Annotated in this window: 27 protein-coding genes; 11 read left to right on the forward strand and 16 right to left on the reverse strand. The window is 66.8% G+C overall.

Annotated features, from left to right (window positions below):
* Window positions 1-11: 11 nt before the first annotated feature.
* Window positions 12-380 carry a response regulator gene (locus H7H34_RS12775; RefSeq protein WP_067216017.1) on the reverse strand — a complete coding sequence of 123 codons (369 nt, stop codon included), beginning with the start codon at window positions 378-380 and terminating at the stop codon, window positions 12-14.
* A 178-nt stretch (window positions 381-558) separates the two neighbouring features.
* Here H7H34_RS12775 and H7H34_RS12780 point away from each other — a divergent pair, with 178 nt between their 5' ends.
* From H7H34_RS12780 to H7H34_RS12790, 3 genes are read left to right on the forward strand one after another with little or no spacing between them, the layout of a single operon-like run.
* Window positions 559-852: a DUF3572 domain-containing protein gene (locus H7H34_RS12780; RefSeq protein WP_245165062.1), complete on the forward strand. Its 294-nt coding sequence runs from the start codon at window positions 559-561 to the stop codon at window positions 850-852.
* Entirely contained in the window at window positions 849-1,529 is a 681-nt protein-coding gene (locus H7H34_RS12785) for a hypothetical protein (RefSeq protein ID WP_209006212.1), read from the forward strand. Before H7H34_RS12780 ends, H7H34_RS12785 begins: the two co-directional genes overlap by 4 nt.
* 38 nt (window positions 1,530-1,567) lie before the next feature.
* Window positions 1,568-2,926 carry a DNA polymerase IV gene (locus H7H34_RS12790; protein ID WP_185925399.1) on the forward strand — a complete coding sequence of 453 codons (1,359 nt, stop codon included), beginning with the start codon at window positions 1,568-1,570 and terminating at the stop codon, window positions 2,924-2,926.
* A gap of 12 nt (window positions 2,927-2,938) precedes the next feature.
* On the opposite strand, the gene H7H34_RS12795 is transcribed toward H7H34_RS12790, so the two are convergent.
* Window positions 2,939-3,640, reverse strand: coding sequence for a GntR family transcriptional regulator (locus H7H34_RS12795; protein ID WP_158592620.1), 702 nt, complete (start codon window positions 3,638-3,640; stop codon window positions 2,939-2,941).
* Window positions 3,641-3,888: 248 nt separating this feature from the next.
* On the opposite strand from H7H34_RS12795, the gene H7H34_RS12800 reads away from it, so the two are divergent.
* Window positions 3,889-4,869, forward strand: coding sequence for a glycosylasparaginase (locus H7H34_RS12800; RefSeq protein WP_120267588.1), 981 nt, complete (start codon window positions 3,889-3,891; stop codon window positions 4,867-4,869).
* Between the two features lie 75 nt (window positions 4,870-4,944).
* Entirely contained in the window at window positions 4,945-5,973 is a 1,029-nt protein-coding gene (locus H7H34_RS12805; protein WP_120267587.1) for an amino acid ABC transporter substrate-binding protein, read from the forward strand.
* A gap of 63 nt (window positions 5,974-6,036) precedes the next feature.
* Here H7H34_RS12805 and H7H34_RS12810 read toward each other — a convergent pair whose 3' ends face one another.
* Window positions 6,037-6,891, reverse strand: a complete 855-nt coding sequence (locus tag H7H34_RS12810) for a cell envelope integrity EipB family protein (RefSeq protein ID WP_209006213.1) — start codon at window positions 6,889-6,891, stop codon at window positions 6,037-6,039.
* A gap of 239 nt (window positions 6,892-7,130) precedes the next feature.
* Between H7H34_RS12810 and H7H34_RS12815 the strand changes: the two genes are divergently transcribed.
* From H7H34_RS12815 to H7H34_RS12830, 4 genes are all read left to right on the forward strand, one after another.
* A complete protein-coding gene (locus tag H7H34_RS12815) occupies window positions 7,131-7,595 on the forward strand; it encodes a RidA family protein (protein WP_120267585.1) in 465 nt (154 codons plus the stop codon).
* A 27-nt stretch (window positions 7,596-7,622) separates the two neighbouring features.
* Window positions 7,623-8,393: a glycerophosphodiester phosphodiesterase family protein gene (locus H7H34_RS12820; protein ID WP_185925400.1), complete on the forward strand. Its 771-nt coding sequence runs from the start codon at window positions 7,623-7,625 to the stop codon at window positions 8,391-8,393.
* A 110-nt stretch (window positions 8,394-8,503) separates the two neighbouring features.
* Window positions 8,504-9,763 carry a GNAT family N-acetyltransferase gene (locus tag H7H34_RS12825; protein WP_185925401.1) on the forward strand — a complete coding sequence of 420 codons (1,260 nt, stop codon included), beginning with the start codon at window positions 8,504-8,506 and terminating at the stop codon, window positions 9,761-9,763.
* A gap of 214 nt (window positions 9,764-9,977) precedes the next feature.
* Entirely contained in the window at window positions 9,978-10,406 is a 429-nt protein-coding gene (locus H7H34_RS12830; protein WP_120268323.1) for an HIT family protein, read from the forward strand.
* Between the two features lie 16 nt (window positions 10,407-10,422).
* Here the strand turns inward: H7H34_RS12830 and H7H34_RS12835 are convergent, their stop codons facing one another.
* From H7H34_RS12835 to H7H34_RS12860, 6 genes are all read right to left on the reverse strand, one after another.
* Window positions 10,423-11,085, reverse strand: coding sequence for a glutathione S-transferase family protein (locus tag H7H34_RS12835; RefSeq protein WP_120267582.1), 663 nt, complete (start codon window positions 11,083-11,085; stop codon window positions 10,423-10,425).
* A gap of 119 nt (window positions 11,086-11,204) precedes the next feature.
* Window positions 11,205-11,555 carry an AzlD domain-containing protein gene (locus H7H34_RS12840; RefSeq protein WP_120267581.1) on the reverse strand — a complete coding sequence of 117 codons (351 nt, stop codon included), beginning with the start codon at window positions 11,553-11,555 and terminating at the stop codon, window positions 11,205-11,207.
* Window positions 11,552-12,292, reverse strand: coding sequence for an AzlC family ABC transporter permease (locus H7H34_RS12845; protein WP_245165064.1), 741 nt, complete (start codon window positions 12,290-12,292; stop codon window positions 11,552-11,554). The genes H7H34_RS12840 and H7H34_RS12845 overlap by 4 nt, the downstream gene beginning before the upstream one ends.
* 188 nt (window positions 12,293-12,480) lie before the next feature.
* Entirely contained in the window at window positions 12,481-14,907 is a 2,427-nt protein-coding gene (gene clpA / locus H7H34_RS12850; RefSeq protein WP_120267579.1) for an ATP-dependent Clp protease ATP-binding subunit ClpA, read from the reverse strand.
* A gap of 9 nt (window positions 14,908-14,916) precedes the next feature.
* Window positions 14,917-15,246 (reverse strand): ATP-dependent Clp protease adapter ClpS, encoded by a 330-nt coding sequence (gene clpS, locus H7H34_RS12855; RefSeq protein ID WP_120267578.1) that lies wholly within the window; start codon window positions 15,244-15,246, stop codon window positions 14,917-14,919.
* 592 nt (window positions 15,247-15,838) lie between these two features.
* Window positions 15,839-16,168 (reverse strand): phasin family protein, encoded by a 330-nt coding sequence (locus tag H7H34_RS12860; RefSeq protein WP_185926536.1) that lies wholly within the window; start codon window positions 16,166-16,168, stop codon window positions 15,839-15,841.
* 644 nt (window positions 16,169-16,812) lie between these two features.
* Here H7H34_RS12860 and H7H34_RS12865 point away from each other — a divergent pair.
* Window positions 16,813-18,390, forward strand: a complete 1,578-nt coding sequence (locus tag H7H34_RS12865; RefSeq protein WP_185925405.1) for a D-alanyl-D-alanine carboxypeptidase — start codon at window positions 16,813-16,815, stop codon at window positions 18,388-18,390.
* Window positions 18,391-18,437: 47 nt separating this feature from the next.
* Here the strand turns inward: H7H34_RS12865 and H7H34_RS12870 are convergent, their stop codons facing one another.
* Window positions 18,438-19,148, reverse strand: coding sequence for a DnaJ domain-containing protein (locus H7H34_RS12870; RefSeq protein ID WP_120267575.1), 711 nt, complete (start codon window positions 19,146-19,148; stop codon window positions 18,438-18,440).
* A 104-nt stretch (window positions 19,149-19,252) separates the two neighbouring features.
* Window positions 19,253-19,978 carry a vWA domain-containing protein gene (locus H7H34_RS12875; protein WP_185926537.1) on the reverse strand — a complete coding sequence of 242 codons (726 nt, stop codon included), beginning with the start codon at window positions 19,976-19,978 and terminating at the stop codon, window positions 19,253-19,255.
* A 171-nt stretch (window positions 19,979-20,149) separates the two neighbouring features.
* On the opposite strand from H7H34_RS12875, the gene panC reads away from it, so the two are divergent.
* A complete protein-coding gene (gene panC, locus H7H34_RS12880) occupies window positions 20,150-21,016 on the forward strand; it encodes a pantoate--beta-alanine ligase (protein ID WP_185925406.1) in 867 nt (288 codons plus the stop codon).
* A 30-nt stretch (window positions 21,017-21,046) separates the two neighbouring features.
* On the opposite strand, the gene H7H34_RS12885 is transcribed toward panC, so the two are convergent.
* The 5 genes from H7H34_RS12885 to H7H34_RS12905 all read right to left on the reverse strand — a co-directional run bounded on the left by H7H34_RS12885 (window position 21,047) and on the right by H7H34_RS12905 (window position 26,646).
* Window positions 21,047-21,481: a DUF1489 family protein gene (locus tag H7H34_RS12885; RefSeq protein ID WP_185925407.1), complete on the reverse strand. Its 435-nt coding sequence runs from the start codon at window positions 21,479-21,481 to the stop codon at window positions 21,047-21,049.
* Window positions 21,482-21,608: 127 nt separating this feature from the next.
* A complete protein-coding gene (locus H7H34_RS12890) occupies window positions 21,609-22,136 on the reverse strand; it encodes a c-type cytochrome (RefSeq protein ID WP_245165066.1) in 528 nt (175 codons plus the stop codon).
* Window positions 22,137-22,252: 116 nt separating this feature from the next.
* Window positions 22,253-24,178 carry an ATP-binding protein gene (locus H7H34_RS12895; protein ID WP_185925409.1) on the reverse strand — a complete coding sequence of 642 codons (1,926 nt, stop codon included), beginning with the start codon at window positions 24,176-24,178 and terminating at the stop codon, window positions 22,253-22,255.
* 63 nt (window positions 24,179-24,241) lie between these two features.
* On the reverse strand, window positions 24,242-25,849 hold the full coding sequence (locus H7H34_RS12900) for a carboxyl transferase domain-containing protein (RefSeq protein ID WP_185925411.1): 1,608 nt from the start codon (window positions 25,847-25,849) through the stop codon (window positions 24,242-24,244).
* Between the two features lie 149 nt (window positions 25,850-25,998).
* The gene (locus H7H34_RS12905) at window positions 25,999-26,646 is read right to left on the reverse strand and encodes a glutathione S-transferase family protein (RefSeq protein ID WP_245165067.1); all 648 of its coding nucleotides are present in this window, start codon (window positions 26,644-26,646) and stop codon (window positions 25,999-26,001) included.
* Window positions 26,647-26,653: the final 7 nt, after the last annotated feature.

Here is a 26,653-nt window from a genome sequence, read left to right on the forward strand (position 1 = left end):
TCTTCCGTTGATCAGTCGCCCAGATAGGAACGCACGGTTTCCAGGAACTTGGCGACCGAGATCGGCTTGGAAATATAGGCCTCGCAGCCGCCTTGCCGGATTCGCTCCTCATCGCCCTTCATCGCGAAGGCCGTGACGGCGATGACCGGAATGGTCTTGAGGTCGTCGTCTTCCTTGATCCATTTCGTGACTTCGAGCCCGGAAACCTCCGGCAGCTGGATATCCATGAGAATCAGCTGCGGCCGGTGCTCACGCGCCAGCTCCAGCGCTTCCATCCCCGTGCGGGTCTGCAGCGTCTGGTAGCCATGGGCCTCAAGAAGATCATGAAACAGCTTCATGTTGAGTTCGTTATCCTCAACAATCAGCACGGTTTTAGCCATAGTATTCGCCTTCGTCCCCGCGCCCGGCCTTCCCGCGGCTCACGTCCGGCAGCTTGTAGCGCCGGCTTGGCGAGAGCGTGACTGGCGTCGGCCCCTTACCCACGATAGGTACCATATATCGTAGAGGGAATTCGTTTCGGAAAGGCAAACGCGAATGATTGGGCGGCATTCATCCCGCTTGGGGTCCGAGGAAGCGGAGGCGATCGCCACCGATGCTCTCGGCTATCTCGCCTCCGACATGGAGCATCTGGGCCGGTTCCTGGCCCTGGCCGGCATCGGCCCGGCCGACCTCAGGGACGCGGCGGGCGAGCCCGGCTTCCTGATCGGCGTGCTGGAGTTCTACATGGGCCACGAGGCCCTGCTGCTGGCGTTTTGCGAGGCGCGCGGCCTGCGCCCGACCACCATCGCCACCGCCCGCCACGCGCTCGATACCGCACATGGCGACGGCGCCTTCGCGGAGAACGGCGAATGAGCGCGCCGACGCCGGTGCTGCCGGCAACGCTCGACCAGATCCGCCAGCTGCACGACACGCATCCCGCGCGACCCGGGCGGCCGCTTGTCATCTGCGACGTGGACGAGGTGGTGCTGCTGTTCCTTGCCCATCTGGAAGAGCATATGGGCCGCTCGGGCCACCGCTTCCTCAGCCACGAATACAAGCTGACCGGCAATATCGCAGATTCGGCCGGCACCCTGCTGGAGGCGACCGTGGTGCGGGCGCTGATCCAGGCCTTCTTCGACGAGTGGGTCGAGCTGCAGAAGCCGGTGCCGGGCGCCGCCGATGCGCTGGCAAGCCTTGCCGGGGCCGCCGACGTGGTGTTCCTCACCAATCTGCCGGGCGCCTGGAATCGCGAGGGGCGCATCCGCACGCTCACCAGCCATGGCATGGCCTATCCTCTGGTCACCAATTCCGGCCCCAAGGGCGGGGCGGTGGCGGCCCTTGCCGCCGGGCGCAGCGCGCCGGTCGTCTTCATCGACGACAGCCCCTCGAACATCCGCTCGGTGCGCGACAGCCACGCAGGCAGCACGCTGGTGCATTTCATCGCCGACCAGCGCTTCTTCGCCGGAGCGGAGGATATCGAGGGAACCGGCCTGAAGACCCATGACTGGGGAACCGCGACCACCTATATTCGGCAGGTGATCGGCGGCTGAGAGCTCACCCCGCCGCCGAACGACCGGAGCCGCGGGACATGTCGGGCGCAGTGCCTGTTGGGGGACGTATAGCGGGCGGCGGCGCCGAGGCGGCCCGCCGCGCCGGCACCGTCCTGTGCCGCGACTGCCTGACCCGGGCGCCGGCGGCGGTGCGCGGCACCTCCCTGCGCTGCCGCGCATGCGGCAGCCCGCGGGTGCTCTCCCATCCCGAACTCGACATCCTCTCCATCGCCCATATCGACTGCGATGCGTTCTACGCCTCGGTTGAAAAGCGCGACAACCCGGAGCTGACCGACCGGCCGCTGATCATCGGCGGCGGCACGCGCGGCGTCGTCTCGACCTGCTGCTACATCGCCCGGATCAGCGGCGTGCGCTCGGCCATGCCGATGTTCAAGGCGCGCGAGCTGTGCCCCGACGCGGTGGTGATCAAGCCCGACATGGCGAAATACGTGCGCGTCGGCCGCGACATCCGCGAGCGCATGCGGGCGCTGACGCCCCTGGTCGAGCCGCTGTCCATCGACGAGGCGTTCCTCGACCTGACCGGCACGGAGCGGCTGCATCACGCAACCCCGGCGGAATCGCTCGCGCGCTTCGCCCGTTCCATCGAGGAGGAGGTCGGCGTCACCGTCTCCGTCGGCCTTGCGCCCAACAAGTTCCTGGCCAAGATCGCCTCCGACCTCGACAAGCCGCGCGGCTTCTCGGTGATCGGCGCGGCCGAGGCGGTGAGCTTCCTTGCCGAACAGAAGATCGGGCTGATCTGGGGCGTCGGCAAGGTGTTTCAGCAAAAGCTCGCCGCAGACGGGCTGACCACCATCGGCCAGCTGCAGAAGATGGAGGCGGTCGACCTCGCCCGCCGCTACGGCGCGATGGGGCTCCGGCTCGCCAGCCTTGCCCATGGCCGCGACGACCGCCCGGTCTCGGCGCATCGCGAGACCAAGAGCGTGTCGAGCGAGACGACCTTCGACACGGACATTTCCGATCTTGGGCGGCTGCGCGCCATCCTGCGGCGCCTTGCGGAAGAGGTCTCGACGCGGTTGAAGGCGGCGGACCTTGCCGGGCGCACGGTGACGCTGAAGCTGAAGACGCCGGACTTTCGCATCATCACCCGCTCGCGCAGTCTTGCCGACCCGACCCAGCTTGCCGACCGGATCTTCCGCACCGGCGACGAGTTGCTGAAGACCGCAGCGGAAGGAAAGCGCTTCCGCCTGATCGGCATCGGCGTGTCGGAACTGACCGACGGCACGCGGGCCGATCCGGACGACCTGGTGGATCCGGTTGCCGGCCAGCGCGCCCGGGCCGAGCGCGCCGTCGACGCGCTGCGCTCGAAATTCGGCAAGAAGGCGGTGGAGCTGGGCCTCACCAAGGCCGGCGCCCCGCGCCGGCAGCGCGACCGCTAGCGGCGAAAGGCCTTACCGGGCCTCCTCGGCCGTCTCCTTCTGGCGCAACGCCTTGAGGCGGGAAATCAGCGTCCGGGCGCCGAGCAGGATATGCGTCGTCAGGTGCTCGCGCGCCGCCTCGACATCGCCCTTGCGGCACAGCTCGACCAGCATCCGGTGTTCGCGGCTCATCCGATCGCGCCCGCCTGTCAGCCGGATCGGCAAGGGAAAGTGCCGATAGGCGTTGCGATAGAGCTTGTGCACCAGCTCCAGCGTGCGCGGCCGGTTCGCCGGCGCATAGAGCGTCTCGTGAAAGCGCCAGTTGAGATCCGACCAGCTCTCGTCGCGCGGATCGCTCTCCATCTCCGTCACCAGCGCCTCGGCGCGCGCGTAATCCCGCTCGCCAAGGAGCGGCATCGCCTGCTCCAGAAGCCAGCCCTCCAGCTGCGCACGGATCTCGTAGGTCTCCTCCAGGTCGTCGACGGAAAGCCCCGAGACCACCGCCCCCTTGTGAGAGACCAGCGTGACCAGCCCCTCGGCCTCCAGCTGGTGCAGCGCCTCGCGCACGGGAACGCGGCTGACGCCGAGCTCCGCCGCGAGCTTTTCCTGTCGCAGCTGCGCACCCTCCGGCAGGGCACCGCTCAGGATGCGCTCACGCAACCGGTCGACCACCTGGGCGCTCGTCGTCTTGCGGCGCCCGGCAGCGCCGCTTCCTGATGCAGCAATCGATGTCATCGGCAAAACGCGTCTCTTTTGCGGTGTCGGTCGGGCAGGCATACCCCGTGATCCGCCGCGATCATAGCAGCCTTTCGCGCCTGAAAAAATTGAATCCAATTTCTTTCAGAATATGTCATAGTAGCGATATCAGCTTCATCTGACCTCGAAATTTTCGGCTAAAAACAGCGATTTACAGACCAAAAAGACGCAAAGATAACTGGATACAATATGAGAGAAATCCACGCTCGCATGCAGGCTCCTGCCGCATGATCGTAGTCTCCAACAACGAAGGCGGCTGCGGCATTCCGGCAACGGCCCAGCTCCTGGCCGAGGGCCGCACCGCGCTCGATGCGCTCGAGGCGGGCCTGCGCCTGGTCGAGGCGGACGAGAGCGTGCGCACGGTCGGCCGCGGCGGCTGGCCCAACCTTCTGGGCACCGTCGAGCTCGACGCCTCGGTCATGGACGGGACGACGTTCCGCACCGGCGCGGTCGGCGCCATGACCGGCTTCCTGCATCCGGTCTCCATCGCCCGCCAGGTTATGGAACAGCTGCCGCACGAATTCCTGGTCGGCGAAGGCGCCATGCGCTTCGCCCGCGAGATCGGCGCGGAGGCCGGCGAGCTGCTGATGCCGCACGCGCAAAACGCCTGGAACCGCTGGTTCGCCACCGAGGTCGGAGAGGCGGAGCGCCGCGACTGGCCGGACGTGCCCATGCGCGAGCTGTGCAAGCAGGCGATCGATCCCGAGCTCGGCCGCGACACGACGGTGTTCCTCGGCCAGGACCGCAACCGCGACATCGCGGCGGCGACCAGCACATCGGGCTGGGGCTGGAAATATCCCGGCCGCCTCGGCGACAGCCCGGTGATCGGCGCCGGCTCCTATGCGGACAGCCGCCATGGCGCCTGCGCCTGCACCGGTGTCGGCGAGATGACCATCCGCTGCGGCACCGCCCGCGCGGTGGTGCTCTACATGAAGATGGGAGCTTCGGTCGAGAACGCCGTCTACGAGGCGGTGGAGGACATGCGCCGCCTGGTCGGCGGCCTGATCGGCCGCGTCACCATCCACGCCATCGACGCGCAGGGAGGTCACAAGGTCGTCGCGGTCAACGGACTTCCCGAGAACCATTACTGGATCTGGCGCGAGGGCGAGACCGCCCCCCGGGCCGAACCGGCAGAAATCATCCCCATCAGCGACGACCCGACACCAAGGCCAACGGCACATGGCCGCTACGAGGTCATGGACCTGTAGCGCGCTGCCAGTGGAAGGGCGCGGGCAAGGCCCGCCCCTTGAAGTGAAGAAGACGACCCAACCGGAGAACATGGAATGGCATCAACAGGCATCAAGCTGGCTTTGGCTGCAGTGGCAGGAACGCTGCTGCTCGGAAACGCCGCGCTGGCGAAGGGCACGCTCGACATCGTCAAGGAGCGCGGGCGTCTGGTCTGCGGGACCAGCACCGGCATCGCCGGCTTCAGCATGGCCGACGACAAGGGCACCTGGACCGGCCTCGACGTCGACGTCTGCCGCGCGCTGGCAGCGGCAATCTTCGACGACCCGCAGAAGGCGGATTTCGTGCCGCTGTCGAGCAAGGACCGTCTCGTCGCGCTGCAGACCGGCGAGATCGACGTGCTGCCGCGCACCACGACCTGGACGCTCGGCCGCGATTCCGGCATCGGCCTCGACTTCACCGCCGTCAACTACTACGACGGCCAGGGCTTCCAGGTGCGCCGCGACCTCGGTGTGGAATCGATCCGCGAGCTGAACGGCGCCTCGATCTGCACCGTGCAGGGCACCACCAACGAGCTGAACCTTGCCGACTATTTCCGCGTCAACGGCATGGACTACCAGCTCGTCACCTTTCAGAGCATCGACGACACGGTGAAGGCCTATGAGAGCAAGCGCTGCGACGCACTCACGACCGACATGTCGCAGCTCGTCTCCTACCGCCTGAAGATGGCCGAGCCGGACGCGCACATGCTGCTGCCCGGCGTCATCTCCAAGGAGCCGCTCGGCCCCTATGTCCGCCAGGGCGACGATGAGTGGTTCGATATCGTCCGCTGGACGGTCTTCGCCATGGTCAATGCCGAGGAGCTCGGCGTCACCAAGGCCAATGTCGACGACCTTGCCGCCACCAGCGACAACCCGGAGATCCGCCGGCTGCTCGGCCTCGACGGCGAGTTCGGCAAGAATCTCGGCCTGACCAACGACTGGGTCGCCCGGATCGTGCGGCATGTCGGCAATTACGGCGAGTCCTTCGACCGCAACCTGGGCACCGGCAGCCCGATGCAGCTTCCGCGCGGCGTCAACGCCCTGTGGTCGCAGGGCGGCATCCAGTTCGCCCCGCCGATCCGCTGATCTCGGCTGAAAAAACGGGTGCGGGCGGTCTCGCCTGCCCGCACCCCTGTCTCGCCTGAAGAGCTACTGCTTGCACTCGCTCGCCGTCATCGGCGTCATCTCGACGAGGTTTCCGCGCAGCTCGAAGTCGCCGTAGTCCAGCACCAGCCGGCGGCTGACGCCGTTGTCGTAGAGCAGGAAGCTGAGCTGGTAGATCGGTGTGCGCTCGCCGCCATCGCCCTTGGTCTCGTCGAAATAGGAAATCGTCACCGGCCAGTGGGCGCTCGCGCCGATCTCGCCAACCGCCGCCTCCGCATCGCGCCCGACATCGCCGGCGCCCTCGCGGCGCGGTCCGATCACCGCCGTGGTCTCATAGACCTTCTCGCCGGTCTCCGAGCCGTCGAAGAGATCGGCGACGAAGATCGTCTCCCCCTCCTGCGCCCGCCCCAGCAGCGTGATCAGATGTTCGGTCGGAAACAGGACCTTGCGCTTCAGCGCGACCTGGTTCTCCTTCGGCTTCTTCACGTCGATGTCGATGCCGCCATCCGTCCGCTCGGCCCGCCCTTGCGTCTCTTCGCTGAGCTGCTGGTTGATGAAGGTTTTCGACAGGAACTGGAAGCTCTTGCCGGCCGGCTCCTCGAAGGAGCTCGTCTGCAGGTCGGTGACGCGGCTGTTGCCGCCCTCGTCCGCCACCTGCGTGACGAAACGGAACGCGACGCTGTAGCCCTCGCAGGCATTTCCCGTGAACTCGTAGACCATGCGCCCGCGCACGGCGCTCATGCCGGCGGCTTGCGACGTATCGGTCAACCCGAGGTCGTAAACGGCGCGGTGCGGCTGCAGCTGAATGCCGGCAAAAGCCGCTCCGGGTGCGCCGGCAGTCGCCAGCAGGACGCCAAGCCCGGCCATGGCGAGCGGGCGCGTCCAGTGGGTATGACACATGAAGCTTGTCTCCTTGGAGCAATCCGGCCCTTGGGGTCAGGACGACCATTGTTGCCATATAAACAGGTCCTGCCCCTAGTCTTGCCCATCCGGCGCGCGCCGACCAGACCCATTCGCGACAGGAAGCCGGGCACCCCCGCGATCATCCACCCGTTTCTCCCGCGCCGGCCCGGCAGGCGGCTTGATGCCTCCCCGGATTTGGGCCAATGTCGCCGCCGACCATCCAAAGGAGGACTGCAATGTCGGGTCAGATCGAGGCACGTATCGCCGAACTGGGCGTCACCCTTCCGCAGGCGGCAGCGCCGGCGGCCAACTACGTGCCCTTCGTGCGCACGGGCAACCAGCTGTTCATCTCCGGCCAGATCCCGATGGGTTCGGACGGCATCCAGTTCCAGGGCAAGCTCGGCGCCGGTACCTCCATCGAGGACGGCCAGGCGGCCGCCCGTCTTTGCGCGATCAACCTGCTGGCCCAGGCCAAGGCCGCTCTCGGCGACCTCGACAAGGTCGTGCGCCTTGTGAAGATCGTCGGCTTCGTCAACTCCACGCCCGACTTCAGCGACCAGCCGAAGGTGATGAACGGCGCCTCCGACTTCCTCGTCGAGGCCCTCGGCGACCGCGGTCGCCATGCCCGTTCGGCCGTCGGCGTTGCCGGCCTGCCCTTCGGCGTGGCCGTCGAGGTCGAGGCGATTTTCGAGGTCGAGTAAGACGGCTCAGGGACGGCAGACACCACCATGCGTGACATTTCCTGGCTGACCAGCCGTCCCATCGCCCATCGCGGCTATCACGACAAGTCGCGCGGCTGCCTCGAGAACAGTCAGAGCGCTGTTCAGGCAGCCGTCGACAAGGGCTTTGCCATCGAGGTCGACCTGCAGCAGAGCGCCGACGACGTGCCAATCGTCTTTCATGACGACACGCTCGACCGGCTGACCTTCGAAAGCGGCCCGGTGCGCCAGCGCAGCGCCGCCGAACTCACCGGCATCGCCCTGCGCGGCACCGACGACCGCCTTTGGACGCTGGACGACCTGCTCGACCAGGTGGACGGCAAGGCCGGGCTTTGCATCGAGATCAAGTCCCGCTTCGGCCGCGCGCCGGAGCGCGCCTTCATCGCCTCCATCGCCGCAAGCCTTGCCCGCTATTCGGGCCCGGTCGCGGTGAAGTCCTTCGACCCGGAAATGCTGGCCCTGATGCGCGAAGCCGCCCCCGACATTCCGCGCGGCGCGCTCGGCGACGGTGCCCGCGACCTGAAGGAATGGGGACGCGCCAGCCGCGTCGAGCGCTTCGCCCTGCGCCACATGCTGCACAGCGTCCGCACCCGGCCGAGCTTCGTCTCCTACTGGGTGAAGGACCTGCCGGCGTTCGCCCCGACGGTGCTGCGCAAGGTCTTCGGCCTGCCGCTGATCGCCTGGACGGTCCGCACGCCCGAGGACCTTACCCGCGCCCGCGCCTTCGCCGACCAGATCGTCTTCGAAGGGTTCGATCCGGACGCCGCCCCGTCTTCCTAGCGCGCCGTCTTTGCAGGAAGCGTGCGGCGCACTAGATGTGAGGAACGAGTTCCCACCCGGCCCGCCGCGCTCCTCCTCGCGCGGGCCGCAAGCGTTGAAGGCCTGCCCGAGTGACCGCAAGCGACGAAGACACCCGCGCGTTCCGCCTGAAGGCGACCAGCGGGCTCTCCGACATCCCGCGCCAGGAGTGGGACGCGCTCGCCAATCCCGGCTGGCAGCTCGATTCCGGCGGCAAGCTGTCGCCAGCCCCACTTGAATCAAAGTCTGCAGACGCTGAATCAGTTTCTCCGAAAACCGCCTTCAACCCCTTCATATCGCACGACTTCCTGTCGATCCTGGAGGAGGCCGGCTGCGTCGGACGCCGCGCCGGCTGGCTGCCCCAGCACCTGATCCTGGAAGACCCGGACGGACGCGCCGTTGCCGCCCTGCCCTGCTATCTGAAGTCCCATTCGATGGGCGAATACGTCTTCGACCACGCTTGGGCCGATGCCTATGAGCGCGCCGGCGGCAGCTACTATCCCAAGCTCCAGTGCTCGGTCCCTTTCACCCCGGCGACCGGCCGGCGCTTCCTGACCGGACCGGATATCGACCGCCCGGCCGCCATCGCCGCGCTGGCGCAGGGGTTGCAGGACCTTTGCGCGCTGCGCGAGGCCTCCTCCGCGCACATCACCTTTATGGAGGAGGAAGAGTGGGACGCGGCGGGCGAGCACGGCTACCTGCAGCGCACCGACCAGCAGTTCCACTGGGAGAACCGGAACTATACCGACTTCGAGGGCTTTCTCAGTGATCTTGCCTCGCGCAAGCGCAAGCAGATCCGCAAGGAGCGGCGCGAGGCGGTGGCGGCCGGCATCGAGATCGAGCGGCTGACGGGCAAGGACCTCACGGAAGCGCATTGGGATGCCTTCCACGACTTCTACGAGGACACGGGCGCGCGCAAGTGGGGCCGCCCCTATCTCAACCGCCGCTTCTTCTCGCTGCTCGGCGAGCGGCTGGGCGAGCGGGTGCTGCTGGTGATGGCCAAGCGCGAGGGGCGCTACATCGCCGGCGCGCTGAATCTCGTCGGCTCGCATGCGCTGTTCGGGCGAAACTGGGGCTGCATCGAGGAGCACCCGTTTCTGCATTTCGAGGTCTGCTACTACCAGGCCATCGACCATGCCATCGAGCATGGACTGCCCCGCGTGGAAGCCGGCGCACAAGGCGCGCACAAGCTCGCGCGCGGCTATCTGCCGAGCCTGACGCGCTCAGCCCACTACATCGCCCACCCCGGATTGCGCGATGCGGTCGCCGACTATCTGGAGCGCGAGCGCCGGGCGGTGGAGCAGGAAGGCGCCTATATCCGCGACGAGCACTCGCCCTTCAGGAAAGCCTGAAGACCTCACCCCATCCGATTCTATCGACTCGTCTTTTCGCCGTCGTTGAATCGATATGCAAGGCCCGCCCGAGACGCCATCGGGCCATCCTCAAGCCGCCATTGAATCGATTTCTCAGCTTGAATCTGATTCTGAACTTGAACCCCGGCAGCGGCTATGCTGCCAAGGGACAACGAGTTCGCCTGTTCGGCCCTTACCGGAGAAAGCCATGCCGATCGAAGCTGCCGCCTATGACGACCAGAATGTCTTCGCCAAGATCCTGCGCGGCGAGCTGCCCGCCCAGAAGGTGTACGAGGACGACAAGACCCTCGTCATCATGGACATCATGCCGCGCGGCGACGGCCATGTGCTGGTGATTCCGAAGGCTCCGTCCCGCAACATCCTCGACATTGCCGAAGACGACCTTAACGCGGTGATGAAGACCGTGCAGAAGATGGCGCATGCGGTGGTGCGCGCCTTCGACGCCGACGGCACCACCATCCAGCAGTTCTCGGAAAGCGCGGGCGGACAGGTGGTGTTCCACACCCATGTCCATGTCATCCCGCGCTTTGCCGATGTGCCGATGCGCCCGCATACGGGCGAGATGGCCGACCAGGCGGTGCTGGCCGCCAACGCCGACAAGATCCGCGCCGCGCTCGCCTGAGCCCAAACGCGAAAGATCAGTCGCCGCCGCTCACCTTTGCAGCGGCGGCCTCATGCTCCGCATCGAGCCGTGCCTCGTCCTCGAAGACGCGCAGGAAGCTCGGCCGGGCGGTGATGCGCTCGGCATATTCGGTGAAGACCGGCAGGTCCGGCACCAGCTTGAACATCAGCGTCCAGCGCAGCGCTGCCCCCCACTGGATATCCGCAACAGTGATCTCGTCGCCGAGAATGTAGGGCGCCTTGCCGAGCTGCTCGGCCAGGGTCTCCATCACCTGGTCGTAGGTGCCATAGGACGACTGCGGGCCGGGATCGTGGCCGAGGAACTTGTCCATCAGGGCCGGTTCGAAACTGGCGGCATAGAACACCATCCAGCGCAGATAGGCGCCGCGGCGCGGATCATCGACAGCGGGCGTCAGGCCGGCCTGCGGAAAGAGATCGCCGGCATGCAGCGCGATGGCGATGGACTCGGTCACAACCGTGTCGCCATGGGTCAGCGCCGGCACCTTGCCGAGCGGGTTGATCGCCAGATACTCGGGCGACTTCAGCTCTCCCGCGCGCATGTTCAGCACATGAAGATCGTAAGGCGCGCCAAGCTCGTCGAGCAGCACGCGGGTGGTGCTGGCACGGCTGCGGGGCGCGTAGTGCAGCGTCAGCTTGTCGGCGGAACGGGTGTCGGACATCAGGGTCTCTCCTTCGGGGCCGGATGGACGGCACGCCATCGCGCCGTCGCTGGCGGTGGAGTAGCAGCCCCCTGCTGACAGCCTCGTGTCAGCAGCACGCCCTGTTCCCCGACTTGTCCTCAGCCGAGACCCAGCAGCAGCCAGCCGCCGATAAGCACGACCTCGCCGACCGCAACGCCCACCACCACCTTCTGCCGCGAGGCGAAGAAGGCGGCAAAGCCGCAGGCGGCCGCGACAATGCGCAGCGCCACCGGCGCGCTCTGCAGGGCGCCGGCGGGAAACAGGATCAGCTTGGCGATCACGCCGGCCACCAGGGCCGTCGCGATGGAACGCACGAAGATCATCACCTCGCTGTCTTCGCGCAGCTTGCCGCTGGCGAAGACGCCGAGCCAGCGCCAGATGTCGGTGGCGAGCCAGCCGGCCACCACGATCATCACATAGGGCCACCACCAGGCATCGGCAGCACTCATCGCAGCCCCCTTCGCGCGATCCGCGTGCCGACATAGGCGAGCGTGCCGCCGACCAGCCCGGTCCACAACAGGTCGAGCCCCGGCATGTAGAGATGGAACAGCGGCCCGAGGAGCAGCCCGATCGCCATCGCCGCCTTGTCGGCGGAAATGCGCGCCGCGCCCCACAGCGAGCACAGGAAATAGACCGGCGTCAGCATGAACAGCGCCGCCGACGGCAACAGCGGCATGTCCTCCACCAGCACATAGGCAATGCCGGTCATGCAGAAGACGAAAACCGTCAGGCTGGCACCGAAGCCGAGAAAGAACGGCAGCCGTGCCTCGCGCGGATGCTCCTCCAGATACCGCATGGCCCAGACCCAGGCCGTGACGGCAACGAAATGCGAGGCGATCAGCAGCTGCCAGCGGCGTGTCCGGCCGTCGACCCGCAGCACCGGCATCAGGGCCATGGTCATGGGCATCAGGCGGACCGAGGCGAGAGCGACCGCAATGGCCGCCGGCACGAGGCCCATGCCGGCGGTGATCGCGCCGGTGAGCACGACGACACTCGGCAGGGCCCAGACGAAGCCGACCATGGCCAGCGTCTCGCCGAGCGTGAAGCCGCTCTCACGGGCGAGACCGGCATAGCCGACGAAGGCGGCTGCGAGAATGAGCGCGGGAATGGAAACCGCTGCCCGGATGCCGCGCAGGATCCAAACGCGCGAGGGCAGCTGCGCGCCGACCTCCGGCTGATCCGGCAATGGCTCCGGGGATGCGGACGGGGACGTCGGCATGAAACAAGACCGCAAGACTAGGCGCCGGCTCCGGGAGGGGGAGCGGCAGGGAGAGCATCCTACCTAGCAGGTTGAAGCCGAAATGCAAAACGGCGCCGCAAGGGCGCCGTTCCGCGAGGCCGCGCAGGAAGCGCGGCGATGGAATGCCGGAGCCGTCAGTCCGCCAGCGGCACCTTCGGCACCAGGCTCTTCTTGGCCGAACCGCCCTTCTTCGGCGGAGCGGCAGCCTCGGCCTTCTTCGCCGCCGGCTTGCGGCGGCGCTTCGGGCGGGCGGTCTTGGGCTTTTCCGCCTTCGGCTTGACCGGCGTGTCCTCGACCGTCTCCAGCAGCAGGCCGGCCGCGTCTTCCGACACCGACACCTTGACCGTGCCGCCCTTCTTGAGCTTGCCGAACAGCACCTCGTCGGCCAGCGGCCGCTTGATGTGCTCCTGGATCACGCGAGCGAGCGGGCGAGCGCCCATGCGCTCGTCGTAGCCCTTGTCGGCCAGCCAGGCGATGGCGTTCTCGGTCAGCTCGAACGTCACGCCGCGATCGGCCAGCTGGGCCTCAAGCTGCATGACGAACTTCTCAACGATCCGGTGCACGACCTCGGTCGGCAGGCTGCCAAAGGCGATGACCGCGTCGAGACGGTTGCGGAACTCCGGCGTGAACAGGCGGTTGATCGCCTCCTGGTCCTCGCCTTCGCGCTTGACCCGGTTGAAGCCGATCGGCGGCTTGGCCATGTCGGACGCGCCCGCATTGGTCGTCATGATCAGGATGACATTGCGGAAGTCGACCTGCTTGCCGTTGTGATCGGTCAGCCGGCCGTGGTCCATCACCTGCAGCAGGATGTTGAACAGGTCCGGATGCGCCTTCTCGATCTCGTCGAGCAGCAGCACGCAGTGCGGATGCTGGTCGACGCCGTCGGTCAGCAACCCGCCCTGGTCGAAGCCGACATAGCCGGGAGGCGCGCCGATCAGCCGCGAGACCGTGTGCCGCTCCATGTACTCGGACATGTCGAAGCGCAGCAGCTCAACGCCCAGCGAGGAGGCGAGCTGACGGGCGACCTCGGTCTTGCCGACGCCGGTCGGGCCGGAGAACAGGTAGTTGCCGATCGGCTTGTCCGGCTCGCGCAGGCCTGCACGGGCGAGCTTGATGGCGCTCGCCAGCGTCTCGATGGCCTCGTTCTGGCCGTAGACCATCCGCTTCAACGTGGCGTTCAGGTTCGACAGAACCTCCTCGTCGGACTTGGACACCGACTTCGGCGGGATGCGCGCCATCGAGGCGACCGTGGTCTCGATCTCCTTGACGCCGATGGTCTTGCGACGGCGCGCCTCGGGAACGAGCTTCTGCGAGGCACCGGACTCGTCGATCACGTCGATGGCCTTGTCCGGCAGCTTGCGGTCGTTGATGTAGCGGGCCGACAGCTCGACCGCCGTCTTGATCGCCTCGTTGGTGTAGCGGACCTTGTGGAAGGTCTCGAAATAGGGCTTCAGGCCCTTGAGGATCTCCACCGTGTCCGAGATGGTCGGCTCGTTGACGTCGATCTTCTGGAACCGGCGCAGCAAGGCGCGGTCCTTCTCGAAGAACTGGCGATACTCCTTGTAGGTGGTCGAACCGACGCAGCGGATCGTCCCGGAGGCAAGCGCCGGCTTGAGCAGGTTCGAGGCGTCCATCGCCCCGCCCGACGTGGCGCCGGCGCCGATCACCGTGTGGATCTCGTCGATGAACATCACGGCGCCCGGATATTCCTCGATCTCCTTGACCACCTGCTTGAGGCGCTCTTCGAAGTCGCCGCGATAGCGGGTGCCGGCGAGCAGCGCGCCCATGTCGAGCGAGAAGATCGTCGCGTCCAGCAGGACATCCGGCACGTCGCCGTCGACGATGCGCTTTGCCAGGCCTTCCGCAATGGCGGTCTTGCCGACACCCGGATCACCGACGAAGAGCGGGTTGTTCTTCGAGCGGCGGCACAGGATCTGGATGGTGCGCGAGATCTCCGCATCGCGGCCGATCAACGGATCGATGCGGCCGGACTTCGCCTTCTCGTTGAGATTGACGCAATACGCCTCGAGCGCATCCGTCTTCTGTTTGGGCTTTTCCACCCCCTCCTCCGTCGCAGCTTCCTCGTCGGCGCCGCGAACGGGACGTGCTTCGGACATGCCGGCGCGCTTGGCAATGCCATGGGAGATGTAGTTGACCGCGTCGTAGCGGGTCATGTCCTGCTCCTGCAGGAAATAGGCCGCGTGGCTTTCCCGCTCGGCGAAGATGGCGACGAGCACATTGGCTCCCGTCACCTCTTCCCGGCCCGACGACTGGACATGGATCACCGCGCGCTGGATGACGCGCTGGAACCCGGCGGTAGGCTTTGAATCGTCATCGCCGTCGATGACGAGGTTCTCGAGTTCGGTGTCGATATATTCCACGAGATTGCGCTTGAGGACGTCGAGATCGACGTTGCAGGCGCGCATCACCGCGGCCGCGTCCTGATCGTCGATCAGCGCGAGGAGCAGGTGCTCCAAGGTCGCGTATTCCTGCTGTCGCTCGTTCGCGAACGAGAGCGCCTGGTGCAGGGCCTTTTCAAGGCTTCGGGAGAATGACGGCACGGGCGACCCCTATTTCTTTTCCATCACGCACTGCAGAGGATGCTGGTGTTTGCGGGCAAAGTCCATGACCTGAGTGACCTTGGTCTCTGCCACCTCGTAGGTGAAAACACCGCATTCCCCGACGCCGTGATGATGGACGTGCAACATGATGCGCGTGGCTTCCTCACGGTTCTTCTGGAAGAACCGCTCCACCACGTGCACGACGAATTCCATCGGCGTGTAGTCGTCGTTCAGCAACAGAACGCGATACAGGTTTGGCCGTTTGGCGACGGTCCGCGTCTTGGTGACGAGCTCGCTGCCCGTGTCGTCACCGCTGCCGCGCTGAGGTCCGTTGGTCATTGGCTCTCCATCGCCTCCAGCGACGGGTTTCCGTCCGTGAGCGGCCCGGACACCCGTGATTTTCTTGCGGTCACGTAACGCGCCTTTCTCGCTTCCATCTCCTGCCGCGGCCGGCAGGCGGGCGTTGCCCTGCAGGGCCTGGAGACGACCGGCGTTTCCTCACGCCGGTCCGACTCTTCGGTCCCCGGCCTTGCCAGCATGGACGGAGTCGGAGCGTGTGTCCTTTCCGCCGTTGCGGCAAGCCGGATAAGGCAGCGTCCTGCATGTCCCGTTTCGGGAAATCCGTGCCGCGACCGCGACGCGAACGGTCTTGCCCCAGTTAGCCGGCCCCTTGCAGCAGCCGCTTGGGCAATCGTGCCCGCGCGCTCCGTTAATGTATGGCATCCTGCGCCAAGCTCAATGGCACCCTTGTGCATTCGCCGATGCAACATGCCGAATTGTTGGCGGGCGGGACCGGCAATCTGCGCGAAACGGCGCGCTTCTGCGGCTGGGACAAAAAAGGGGACGCTGAAACGAAAAAGACCCGCAGGTTTTGCCTGCGGGTCAAAAGTCCGGCGGCGAACCGCCGGGATCGTCTTGGGAGACGTAAAGCTTACTTGGCGACCTTCGAGAAGGCGCTCTCGTACGGCTTGTACGCGTCCTTGGCCAGGTCGCTGTACATCTCGCCGATCTTGGTGACCTCGCCGACGAAGCCCTCATAGGCGGTCTTCACGTACTCGCTCTGGGCCTCGAAGGCCTTGTCGAGCGACTTCGCGGAAACCAGCTTCTCGACGGCGGCGGTGCCGGTCTCGAAGGACTTCTTCTGGTAGTCGGCAACTTCCGAGGCGATCGCCTGGAAGCCCTTGGTCATGGCGCCGAAGCTCTGCATGACGACGTCCATGTTGTCCTTGCCGAGCTTCTGCATGTCTTCGAAATTGTTGATCATTGGTGACCTCTGAGCGTTTGTCGTGCAGGCCTTGCGGCCTTGTGAATTGCCCCGGTGTTCCGGTCCGGTCCGGCCTCGCCGGTTCCGGCACGCGATGTGCCCGAATGTCCGAACGTCCACGGAAAACCCTGAAGGATCTCCCTCTGGCACGCCTCAGCGTCGAGCCTTGCGATAACAACCTCAGATATATGCAATGCACAAATTTTGTCAAGAGTTCTTTCGCACTGCAACATAGCCGGCTTCGCAAGCTTCCGGCCGTGTTTTTCCCGATACCAAGCCGCCCGATCGCCGCAAGTTGCGGGCATTGCTGGACTTTTCCCTCGCACTTGCACAAGGGCGACGCTTTGGGCACGGTTTCGCGTGTCCGGGAGCGCCTCCGGTAACGGCGCATTAACTGCCTTTTGCGACTCTCGGCAGCATCGGAGCCGACGACAAGTCGGCCAAAAATCTCGAAAACCGGTTTCGTGTCATGGTCGTGTTTGAACATTCGTAACCGTATTTCGGGCAAGATGAGGCAACACGCGGTGCATCCGGCCGGGGCTGGCGGGGATCCGGATCGCAACGCAAACGAAACACCTGGACCCGAGTGGGGTAAAATTGTGCTGAGTAAAGGTGTGCGGCGCGTCGGACGCGCATTTGCAATGGGAACCCGGGGAGCGCTTCTGGCCGCCATGGCCCTCGCCCTCACCGCGATGCTTTCCGCTCCCGCTTTCGCCAACTCGAAGTATTCCGGGATCGTCGTCGACGTGAAGTCGGGACGGACCCTGTACAGCTACAAGGCCGACACGGCCCGCTATCCGGCCTCGCTGACCAAGATCATGACGCTCTACGTCCTGTTCGAGGAGCTTGAGGCCGGTCGCATGTCGCTGCAGACGCCGCTCAAGGTGTCCAAGCATGCCGCGAGCCGCCCGCCGTCCAAGCTGGGCCTGAAGCCGGGCAGCACCATCAAGGTCAAGGACGCCATCATGGCGCTGGTCACCAAGTCGGCCAACGACGTCGCCGTCGTGGTGGCCGAGAATGTCGGCGGTTCCGTGCCGGCCTTCGCGCAGCGCATGACCCGCACCGCCCGCCAGATCGGCATGAAGCGCACCACGTTCCACAACCCGTCGGGCCTGCCGGACAACCGCCAGAAGACCACGGCGCGCGACATGGCCCTGCTCGGCCGCGCGATCCAGGAGCGTTTCCCGAAGTACTACAAGTACTTCAACACCCGCGTTTACACCTACAAGGGCCGCCGCTACGGCAACCACAACCGCCTGCTCGGGCGCGTTAAGGGCGTCGACGGCATCAAGACCGGCTACATCCGCGCATCCGGCTTCAACCTGGTCACCAGCGTCAACACCGGCGGCCGGCACATCGTCGCCGTGGTGATGGGCGGGCGCACCGGCGCCTCGCGCAATGCCCAGATGAAGAAGCTGATCTCGCAGTACCTGCCGAAGGCGACCCGCGGCAAGCGCACCGCGCCGATGCTGGTGGCCCGCGCCGAGGCCCCGGCCAGCCTGCCGAAGGTGACGCCGAAGCCGCTCGCCTTTGCCGAGCTGCGCAACGTGCCGGTGCCCGGCCTCAAGCCGCAGGAACAGCTGATGCGCGTTGCCGCCCTCAGCCAGCCGGCCAGCGTCATTCCGGTCGCGGCTCCGGCCGTGCGCGAGACCGAAGGCTCCGCCGAGACCGCCTCCGACATCGTCACCGGCTCCATCGCACCGGTGCCGCAGAAGCCGGACCTGAAGGCCATCCTGCGCCGCAAGGCAATGCAGGTCGCCGCGGCCGACCTTGCTGCAACTCCGCAGCCGACCGCAGCGCCGCGCTCGCCGGGCGTGCGCACGGTGCGCACCCAGACCATCCGCGTTGCCGCTGTCGGCGACGAGGTGGTGGCCGCCGCCCTGCCCGATCCGGAGCCTGTGACCGCGGATCTGCCGGACGCGCCGGCCAATGCCTCGGTCACCGTCGCCGCCAACAATGCCGCCGACCCGGTGCCGGGCTGGCAGGTGCAGATCGCCGCCGCCGAAAGCGAGCATGCGGCCGTCAGCATGCTGAAGAAGGCACAGGGCGCGCTCGGCTCGAAGCTGCGCGGCTACGACCCCTACACCGAGCCGGTCGATTCCGGCGGTGCCACCCTCTATCGCGCCCGCTTCGTCGGGTTCGAGACCAAGACCGCGGCCTGGAATGCCTGCCGCGACCTGAAGCAGAAGCGGTTCAACTGCTACGCAGTGTATCAGTAGGACGTCAGCCCATCACCCAGATCAACTTGTCACGCGTACTGGTGAGTTCAATGACGATCGAGAAGCAGGTCCTTCGCCTCGTTGAGTTTGGCGGCGAGAAATCCGCTCCCCCCCTGGTCGGGATGGACGCGTTTCATAAGACGGCGGTGCGCCGCCCGGATTTCCGCCTCGCCGGCGCCGGGAGAAAGCCCCAGAACCTCGTAGGCCTCCTGCTCGGTCATGGTGCCCGCGCCCGCCGGGCTTCCATGCCCCGCTGCGGCATCCGCCTCGAAGTCTACACGCCAGCCGGGCTCCCGGCGGTCGAGATAAGCCTCAAATAAGGCGCGGCTGTCCGGATCCCCGGACAGCTCGCCATAAAGGGCCGAAAGCTCTTCGCGTGACAGGCTGTCGAGGGTTCGTCCCTCGAAGCGTCCCACCAGAACCTCGCCCGCCATGGCACCGCTGTCGTGGTCGAGACGCATCTCCAGGAAAGCGGAGCGCACCGTCGAGGTCGCTCCGCTTTCGCCGTTCTGGCCCTCGCCTGCCGGCCGGAAGCCGCGCGCGCGCCGCAGGCCCAGCAGCGTCAGCCCGAAGCCGCCGGCCAGCATCGCCAGATCGATGCGCCGGAAGACCAGCATCGCCGCCGCAACAGCGAGGAGACCGATGCCGCCCGCCGTCTTCATCTGGCGCGCCAGGTCCGACGGGTTCGCCCGCGTCGTGTAATGCGCAAATGCCAGCAGCAGGGCCAGAAGCCCGATGCCGAGCAGGAAAAATCCCATGCCTGTCCTCGTCTTTCGGAATCTTGCAGGTGTCGGCACTATAAGGCCCGAACCGGCCTTTCGGGAGCGCCCGCCCGCCTCACCTCTTCAGGACGGGTCTCGCCTCAGCCAAGGTGCTGCAGCAGCCGCTTCGCCCCGCCATCGCCGCCGCGCGTCAACCGCTCCAGCCCCTCGCGCCCGGCCGCCGCATAGACCGCCGCCGCCTTCAGCAGATCGGCAAGCTCGCGCGCCGACGACCCGTCGAGACGGAAATGCGCGCCTCGCGTCAGCCGGGCGATCTCGCGAAACGCGGTCTCGGCATGGGCATCCGCGCCTTCCTGGAAGATGAAAGCCGGCACGCCGAGCAGGCCGAGCTCCCCCGCCCTTGCGCACAGCGCGTCGACATCCTCCTCCACACAGTCGCCGATATAGACGAGCGCCTGAACCTTGCGCCGGCGGGTCTCGTCGATGGCGTGGCGGAGCACCTTGCGGATCTGGGTCTGGCCGCCCCGGCAGTCGATACGGGTCATCAGCCGGGCGAGCGCCTCGCCGTCATCCACCCATTTGGAGGCGGCGCACTCTCCGAAGCCGCGGAAATAGACGAGCTGCATGGCGAGCCGGCCGACCTCGCCGGCGGCAGTGAACATTTCCGCCTGGATCGAGCACGCCCGGTCCCAGGTCGGCTGGCGGCTCATGGTCGCATCGAGCGCGATCACCAACCGTCCGGCCGTCGCCACGTTACGTGTCGCCTGCGCCGCGCCGAGAAACGCGGAGATCTCGCTCCGGGCCGAGGCCGCGGGCGTCTTGCCCGCGCTCCTGTCGGCCGGCGCGCGCGCGCGTGTCGTCTCCATCCTGCGGTCGTCGTCCACCATTCCTCCTCGCCATTCGCGCAAGCCTTGCAGTCAGTTGCAATTGATATGGCGCCCATTGCGGAAAAATCCAAACCGCGACCGCAAAAGGCGGTAAACACCGTAGCCGACGCCGACGGGAACGGTGTCGCAGACGGGAGGATACCGCAAGACATGACCAGGCCGAGGGTTCACGAGACCGTTGCAGACCTGCGCGAGGGCATTGCCGCCGCACGCGCCGCCGGACACCGTATCGCGCTGGTACCGACCATGGGCGCCCTGCACGAGGGCCACCTGTCGCTGGTGCGCGCCGCGCGCGAGCAGGCCGAGCACATCATCGTCTCGATCTTCGTCAATCCCGCCCAGTTCGCCCCGACGGAGGATTTCGACGCCTATCCCCGCGACAACGAAGCCGACATCCGCATGCTGGAAGAGCTGTCGGTCGAGGGCGTGTTCCTGCCCTCCGTCGCAGAGATGTACCCGCAAGGCTTCGCCACCGGCATGACCGTCGGCGGGCCGTCCGCCGGGCTGGAGAGCCTCACCCGTCCCCACTTCTTCAACGGCATGGCCATCGTCGTCGCCAAGCTGCTGCTCGCCGCCCTGCCCGACATCGCCATGTTCGGCGAGAAGGACTACCAGCAGCTCGCCGTGGTGCGCCGCTTCGTTGCCGATCTCGGCATCCCCACCACCATCGTCGGCGCCCCGACCGTGCGCGAGGCGGACGGGCTCGCCATGTCCTCGCGCAACCGCTATCTCGATGCCGACGCCCGCCGCACCGCCGCACTGGTCCCGCAGGTCCTGATGCAGGCGATCGCACGCATCGAAGCCGGCGAGCCGGTGGCAACGGTGCTGGCGGACGGCACCGCGCAGCTTACGCAGGGCGGGTTCGCGGTCGACTATCTGGAACTGTGCGATGCCGCAACGCTGGCGCCGGTGGGACCGGAAAGCACCAGCGCCCGACTGCTGGTCGCGGCAAAGCTCGGCAAGACCCGGCTGATCGACAACATGGCCGTCACCCGCCCGGCCTCCGGCTGGGCCTGAACGACAGGCCGGCCTTGCGCAAGGCGCGGGTCAGATCAGACAGAGTTCGGCGAGTTCCCGGCGCATCGCCTCGGGAATGTCGCCGCCGCCGGCCATCTTGCGGAGATCTGCCGGCGCATCGTCCGGCTTGAGATAGCGCCAGCCCTGGAACGGGCGGCGCGGCTGCGGCCGCGTGGGGTGCAGCACCGGCTCCAGCACCAGCTGGCACCGCTTGACGCCCGCCGCATCGGTGAAGGGGCGGATGTCGAGGAGGTGCTGGCGCGCCTGGATCGAGCCCTTGATCACCCAATAGAGCGAACCGCCGTCGAGCAGCTCGTCGCGCCGGGTCGGGATCATCCTGGTGGTGTGATACTGCTCGGCCGGCTCGCCGCTCGCACGCTTCTCCTCCAGGCGGAAATCGATCCAGGCCTGGAGATCCTCGATGGCGTCGACGCCGACGCAGAGCTTGAGAAGATGAAGCGCCATGGCCCCTGTTATAGGGCAAGGAGCATGCCGGCAAACCCGCAAGTCTCCCGCCCTGCCCGCTATGCACAGGCGAAACGGCAAAAGGGCCGCGCAGCAAACCCGCGCGGCCCGAACAGGATGCCCGTCCTTACGGCGCGCCGGCGACGACCGCGCCCGGCGGCACGAGCCGCATCACGAACGTGTTCGACGTCTCGCCCGGACCGAACGGACCGGGCACCTTGTGCTCGGTCGCAGGAAGCGAACGCAGATAGGCGATGATCGCCGCCATGTCCTCCGCGCTCATCGAGGCGAAGGACCGCCACGGCATGCTGGGCGCCAGGGTGCGCCCGTCCGGCCGCACGCCGGTGCGCATCACCGTATCGATCTCGGCATCCGACCAGGCGCCGAGGCCGGTCGCCTTGTCCGGCGTCAGGTTGGGCCCGGCAAAAGCCCCCATGCCCGGAATTTCGAACGCCACTTCCGAGCCCGACAGGCGGTGCGCCATGTCCGGCTTGCCGAGAAAGTATCCCGGCGTGTGGCAATCGTTGCAGCCCATCATTTCCGTCAGATAACGGCCACGCTCGACCTGATCCTGCGGCCCGGCCGCATCCACCCGGGCCGGCACGAGCGCAAGCGTGGCAAGCAGAACTACATTTCCAAAATCAAAGAACCGCATGGCTCCCTCCGTAAGCGCGGCCTCACAGGCCGCGGCGGGATCCATGCTCTTTCTGGCGCGCATTCTCTGTGACGGCCGTCACCTTACGCAGGGTATTCCGGTAAAACCGGCCCGGCTCAGTCCTCGTCCGCTAGCGCCACCACCGGCGCGCCCTGGTCGACCTGCGCACCTTCCGTGACGAAGACCGTCTCGACGGTGCCGTCGCGCGGCGCGGTGATGGCATGTTCCATCTTCATCGCCTCGACCACGGCCAGTCGCGCGCCCTTTTCCACCCGGTCGCCGGCCGCCACGTCGACGGCGATCACCTTGCCATGCATCGGTGCCTTGACGGCGGATGCACCTTCCGCGTCCTCGGCGACACGGGCGAGATGATCGACGAGGGTCACGCGCACGGCACGCCCCGCCTCCACCGCGTAGGTGCCGCGGTCGCTGCGCACCACGCGGCCCGCGCCGGACGCAGTGCCCCCGGCAACAGAGGCGGTGCCGCCCTGCCACTCGATGGCGACCTCGCGCGGCTCGCCGTCCACCTCGACCCGCACGCCGGTCTGCCGGCGGCCGGTGAGTTCGAACGCGTTCGTCGCCGCGAAGGGGTCCTGCCAGCCTGAGGTCTCGGCGGTGGCTTCCGGCAGCACCAGGGCGGCGACGGCCGCCGCGATGGTCTCTTCGCCCACTTCGCCGGCGGTCAGCCGGGCAAGGTCCCGGTCGATGAGCCCGGTATCGAAGCCGCCCCGGCGCACATCCTCATGCGCCACCAGCGCGGCCAGGAAGGCGAGATTGTTCTTCGGGCCGGCGATCAGCGAGCGGTCGAACTGCGCGGCAAGCCGGTCCAGCGCCGTCTGCCGGTCGGGACCGCAGGCGATCAGCTTGGCGATCATCGGATCGTAGAAGGCGGAGATTTCCGCGCCCGTCTCGACGCCGGTGTCGATGCGAACGCCTTCGCTTTCAGGCAGTTCCAGCAGGTCGAGCCGGCCAGTGGAGGGCAGAAATCCGGTGTCCGGATCCTCCGCGTAGAGCCGTACCTCGACCGCGTGGCCGCGGATCGAGATCTCGTCCTGCGACAGCGGCATCCCCTCTCCCGAGGCGACGCGGAACTGCCACTCGACCAGATCCTGGCCGGTAATCATCTCCGTCACCGGATGCTCGACCTGCAGGCGGGTGTTCATCTCCATGAACCAGAACCCGTCCGGACGCAGGGTCCCCGAGCCGTCGGCGATGAACTCGATGGTGCCCGCGCCCGCATAGTTGACGGCCTTGGCCGCCGCGACCGCGGCCGCGCCCATGGCGGCGCGCGTCTCCTGCGTCATGCCAGGAGCCGGCGCCTCCTCCAGCACCTTCTGGTGACGGCGCTGCGCCGAGCAGTCGCGCTCGAACAGGTGCACGGCATTGCCCTTGCCGTCGCCGAAGACCTGGATCTCGATATGGCGCGGGTTGAGGACAAATTTCTCGATCAGCACGCGGGCATCGCCGAAGGCGGACTTCGCCTCGCGCTGCGCAGAGGCAAGCGCCGCCTCGAACTCGATCGCCTTGTCCACGCGGCGCATGCCCTTGCCGCCGCCGCCTGCAACCGCCTTGATCAGGACCGGATAGCCGATCTCATAGGCCTTCTGCTTGAGGAACTCGGCTTCCTGCCGCTCGCCGTGATAGCCCGGCACCACCGGCACGCCGGCCTTTTCCATCAGGGCCTTCGCCCCATCCTTGAGGCCCATCGCGCGGATCGCGGACGCCGAAGGCCCGACGAAGACGATGCCTGCCGCCGCGCAAGCCTCTGCGAAGGCGGCGTTTTCCGACAGGAAGCCGTAGCCGGGATGGATCGAGGCCGCCCCGGTCGCCTTGGCCGCCTCCAGGATGCGCTCGCCCACCAGATAGCTTTCAGAGCTCGGCGAGGGGCCGATGGCGACCGCCTCGTCCGCCATGCGCACATGCAGCGCGTCGCGGTCGGCCTCGGAATAGACGGCGATGGTGCGCAGGCCGAGACGGCGCGCGGTCTTGATGATGCGGCAGGCGATTTCCCCGCGATTGGCAATCAGCACCGAGTCCAGCATGGGATGGGTCCTCGTTGAAATGGGCAAGTCGAGCGGGGCCGCACAGGCGCCCCGCGACGGGGATTACATGCGGAAGACGCCGAAACGGGTCTCCGGCACCGGCGCGTTGAGCGTGGACGAGAAGGCAAGACCCAGAACGGTGCGGGTCTCCTCCGGCAGGATGATGCCGTCGTCCCACATGCGCGCCGTGGCATAGTAGGGATGGCCTTCCGCCTCGTATTTCTCACGGATCGGCGCCTTGAAGGCCGCCTCTTCCTCCGCGCTCCAGCTGCCGCCGTCGGCCTCGATGTTGTCGCGCCGGACAGTGGCGAGAACGCTGGCTGCCTGCTCGCCGCCCATCACGGATATCCTCGCGTTCGGCCACATGAACAGATAGCGCGGCGCATAGGCGCGCCCGCACATACCGTAGTTGCCCGCGCCATAGGAACCGCCAACGATTACAGTGACCTTGGGCACCCTGGCGCAGGCAACGGCCGTGACCAGCTTCGCCCCGTCCTTGGCAATCCCGCCTGCTTCATATTCACGCCCCACCATGAAGCCTGTAATATTCTGCAGGAACAGCAGCGGAATGCGGCGCTGGCAGCACAGCTCGACGAAATGCGCACCCTTCACGGCCGATTCCGAGAACAGGATGCCGTTGTTGGCGATGATGCCGACTGGAATACCGTGGATGCGGGCAAAGCCGGTCACCAGCGTGGTGCCGTAGTTCGCCTTGAACTCGTCGAGCTCCGAGCCGTCGACGATGCGGGCGATGACCTCGCGGATATCGTATTGCTTCTTCAGATCGACAGGCACGACCGCATCCAGATCGCGCGGGTCGACCACCGGCGCGCGAACGGGGGCGAGCGCCAGGTCAGGCGCCTTGGTGCTGTTGAGATTGGCGACGATGCGGCGGGCCTGCGCCAGCGCCTGATCGTCGTCGACCGCATAGTGATCGGCAACGCCGGAAACGCGGGTATGCACCTCGGCACCGCCCAGATCCTCGGCCGAAACCTCCTCGCCCGTCGCCGCCTTGACCAGGGGCGGCCCGGCCAGGAAGATCGTCCCCTGCTGCCGCACGATGATGGTTTCGTCAGACATTGCAGGCACATAGGCACCGCCAGCGGTACACGATCCCATGACCACCGCGATCTGCGGGATGCCCATGGACGACATGTTGGCCTGGTTGAAGAAGATCCGGCCGAAATGGTCGCGGTCGGGAAAAACCTCGGTCTGGTTCGGCAGGTTGGCGCCGCCGGAATCGACCAGATAGATGCAGGGCAGCCGGTTCTCCATCGCGATTTCCTGCGCCCGCAGATGCTTGCGCACGGTCATCGGATAGTAGGTGCCGCCCTTGATGGTGGCGTCGTTACACACGATCATGCAGTCGCGGCCCGACACCCGGCCGATGCCCGTGATAAGCCCGGCGCCATGAATGGCGTCGTCATACAGACCGTGGGCGGCGAGCGCGCCGATTTCCAGGAACGGGCTGCCGGGATCGAGCAAACGGGCGACGCGCTCGCGCGGGAGCAGCTTGCCGCGCGACAGGTGCCGCTGGCGCGCCCGCTCGGGACCGCCGAGCGCCGCCGTGCGGCGCTTGTCCAAAAGGTCGGCGCGAAGTCCGGCCCAGGCGGCGCGGTTGGCCTCCACCTCCGGCCCGTGGGTCGTGGAATTGCTGCGCAAGATCGCCACCTGGTCGTCCCCCCGGTTGCTGTCGGGATGAGGCGGCGAGCGCCCCTCCCGAGCTTGTCGGTTTCATGCTGCGGCGGACAGTGAATGACGCTTACGTTTTAGTCAATACCATCCATATTTCGCTTTATTTTCATAATCTTGTAGGCGGACTAATCCACTTCGTCCGCATCGACAACCCAGGCTTCGGTCGCCGCGCCCTCGCGCCACTCCACGAGAATGGGGTGCGCCATGACCGCCTCCGCATAGGCGCGCTCGACCTCGCCCATGGGCAGAAGGTAGGTGAGAAAGCGGCTGACGACGGGCGCGAAGAAGCAGTCGGCGGCGGAAAAGGCGCCGAACAGGAAATCCCCCTGCCCCGCATGGGCGCTGCGGCACTCGCGCCAGATCTCGCACACGCGCGCGATGTCCTTCGAGGCATCCGGCAGGCGCGGATGCGGCGACGGCGTGCGACGCAGGTTCATCGGGTAATGCCCGCGCAAGTCCGAAAAGCCGGAATGGAACTCCGCACAGATCGAGCGCGCCCGCGCCCGCGCCGCCCGGTCCTGCGGCCACAACCGGCCGGCGGGGGCAAGCTCCGCCAGATACTCGATGATCGCCAGCGAGTCCCACACCGCCAGATCGCCGTCGACCAGCACCGGCACCCGTGCCGCAGGAGACACCTTCCTGACCTGACTGGCGAATTCCGGCGTATCGAGCGGCACCAGCACCTCCTCGAAAGGCAGGCCGGACAGCCGGGCCGCCGCCCAGGCCCTCAACGACCACGAGGAATAGGTCTTGTTGCCGATCACCAGTCTCATCAACGCT

This window comes from Stappia sp. 28M-7 (assembly GCF_014252955.1).
Lineage (GTDB): Bacteria > Pseudomonadota > Alphaproteobacteria > Rhizobiales > Stappiaceae > Stappia.

Bases quoted from the DNA above. Each gene is read 5' to 3' on its own strand.
- H7H34_RS12905 (WP_245165067.1), bottom strand. From the start codon at position 26,646: ATGAGACTGGTGATCGGCAACAAGACCTATTCCTCGTGGTCGTTGAGG.
- clpS (WP_120267578.1), bottom strand. From the start codon at position 15,246: ATGACCAACGGACCTCAGCGCGGCAGCGGTGACGACACGGGCAGCGAG.
- H7H34_RS12835 (WP_120267582.1), bottom strand. From the start codon at position 11,085: ATGTCCGACACCCGTTCCGCCGACAAGCTGACGCTGCACTACGCGCCC.
- H7H34_RS12820 (WP_185925400.1), top strand. From the start codon at position 7,623: ATGCGTGACATTTCCTGGCTGACCAGCCGTCCCATCGCCCATCGCGGC.
- H7H34_RS12875 (WP_185926537.1), bottom strand. From the start codon at position 19,978: ATGGAGACGACACGCGCGCGCGCGCCGGCCGACAGGAGCGCGGGCAAG.
- H7H34_RS12885 (WP_185925407.1), bottom strand. From the start codon at position 21,481: ATGGCGCTTCATCTTCTCAAGCTCTGCGTCGGCGTCGACGCCATCGAG.
- H7H34_RS12795 (WP_158592620.1), bottom strand. From the start codon at position 3,640: ATGACATCGATTGCTGCATCAGGAAGCGGCGCTGCCGGGCGCCGCAAG.
- H7H34_RS12810 (WP_209006213.1), bottom strand. From the start codon at position 6,891: ATGTGTCATACCCACTGGACGCGCCCGCTCGCCATGGCCGGGCTTGGC.
- H7H34_RS12815 (WP_120267585.1), top strand. From the start codon at position 7,131: ATGTCGGGTCAGATCGAGGCACGTATCGCCGAACTGGGCGTCACCCTT.
- H7H34_RS12890 (WP_245165066.1), bottom strand. From the start codon at position 22,136: ATGCGGTTCTTTGATTTTGGAAATGTAGTTCTGCTTGCCACGCTTGCG.
- H7H34_RS12805 (WP_120267587.1), top strand. From the start codon at position 4,945: ATGGCATCAACAGGCATCAAGCTGGCTTTGGCTGCAGTGGCAGGAACG.
- H7H34_RS12800 (WP_120267588.1), top strand. From the start codon at position 3,889: ATGATCGTAGTCTCCAACAACGAAGGCGGCTGCGGCATTCCGGCAACG.
- H7H34_RS12895 (WP_185925409.1), bottom strand. From the start codon at position 24,178: ATGCTGGACTCGGTGCTGATTGCCAATCGCGGGGAAATCGCCTGCCGC.
- H7H34_RS12840 (WP_120267581.1), bottom strand. From the start codon at position 11,555: ATGAGTGCTGCCGATGCCTGGTGGTGGCCCTATGTGATGATCGTGGTG.
- H7H34_RS12785 (WP_209006212.1), top strand. From the start codon at position 849: ATGAGCGCGCCGACGCCGGTGCTGCCGGCAACGCTCGACCAGATCCGC.
- H7H34_RS12865 (WP_185925405.1), top strand. From the start codon at position 16,813: ATGGGAACCCGGGGAGCGCTTCTGGCCGCCATGGCCCTCGCCCTCACC.
- H7H34_RS12870 (WP_120267575.1), bottom strand. From the start codon at position 19,148: ATGGGATTTTTCCTGCTCGGCATCGGGCTTCTGGCCCTGCTGCTGGCA.
- H7H34_RS12790 (WP_185925399.1), top strand. From the start codon at position 1,568: ATGTCGGGCGCAGTGCCTGTTGGGGGACGTATAGCGGGCGGCGGCGCC.
- H7H34_RS12775 (WP_067216017.1), bottom strand. From the start codon at position 380: ATGGCTAAAACCGTGCTGATTGTTGAGGATAACGAACTCAACATGAAG.
- panC (WP_185925406.1), top strand. From the start codon at position 20,150: ATGACCAGGCCGAGGGTTCACGAGACCGTTGCAGACCTGCGCGAGGGC.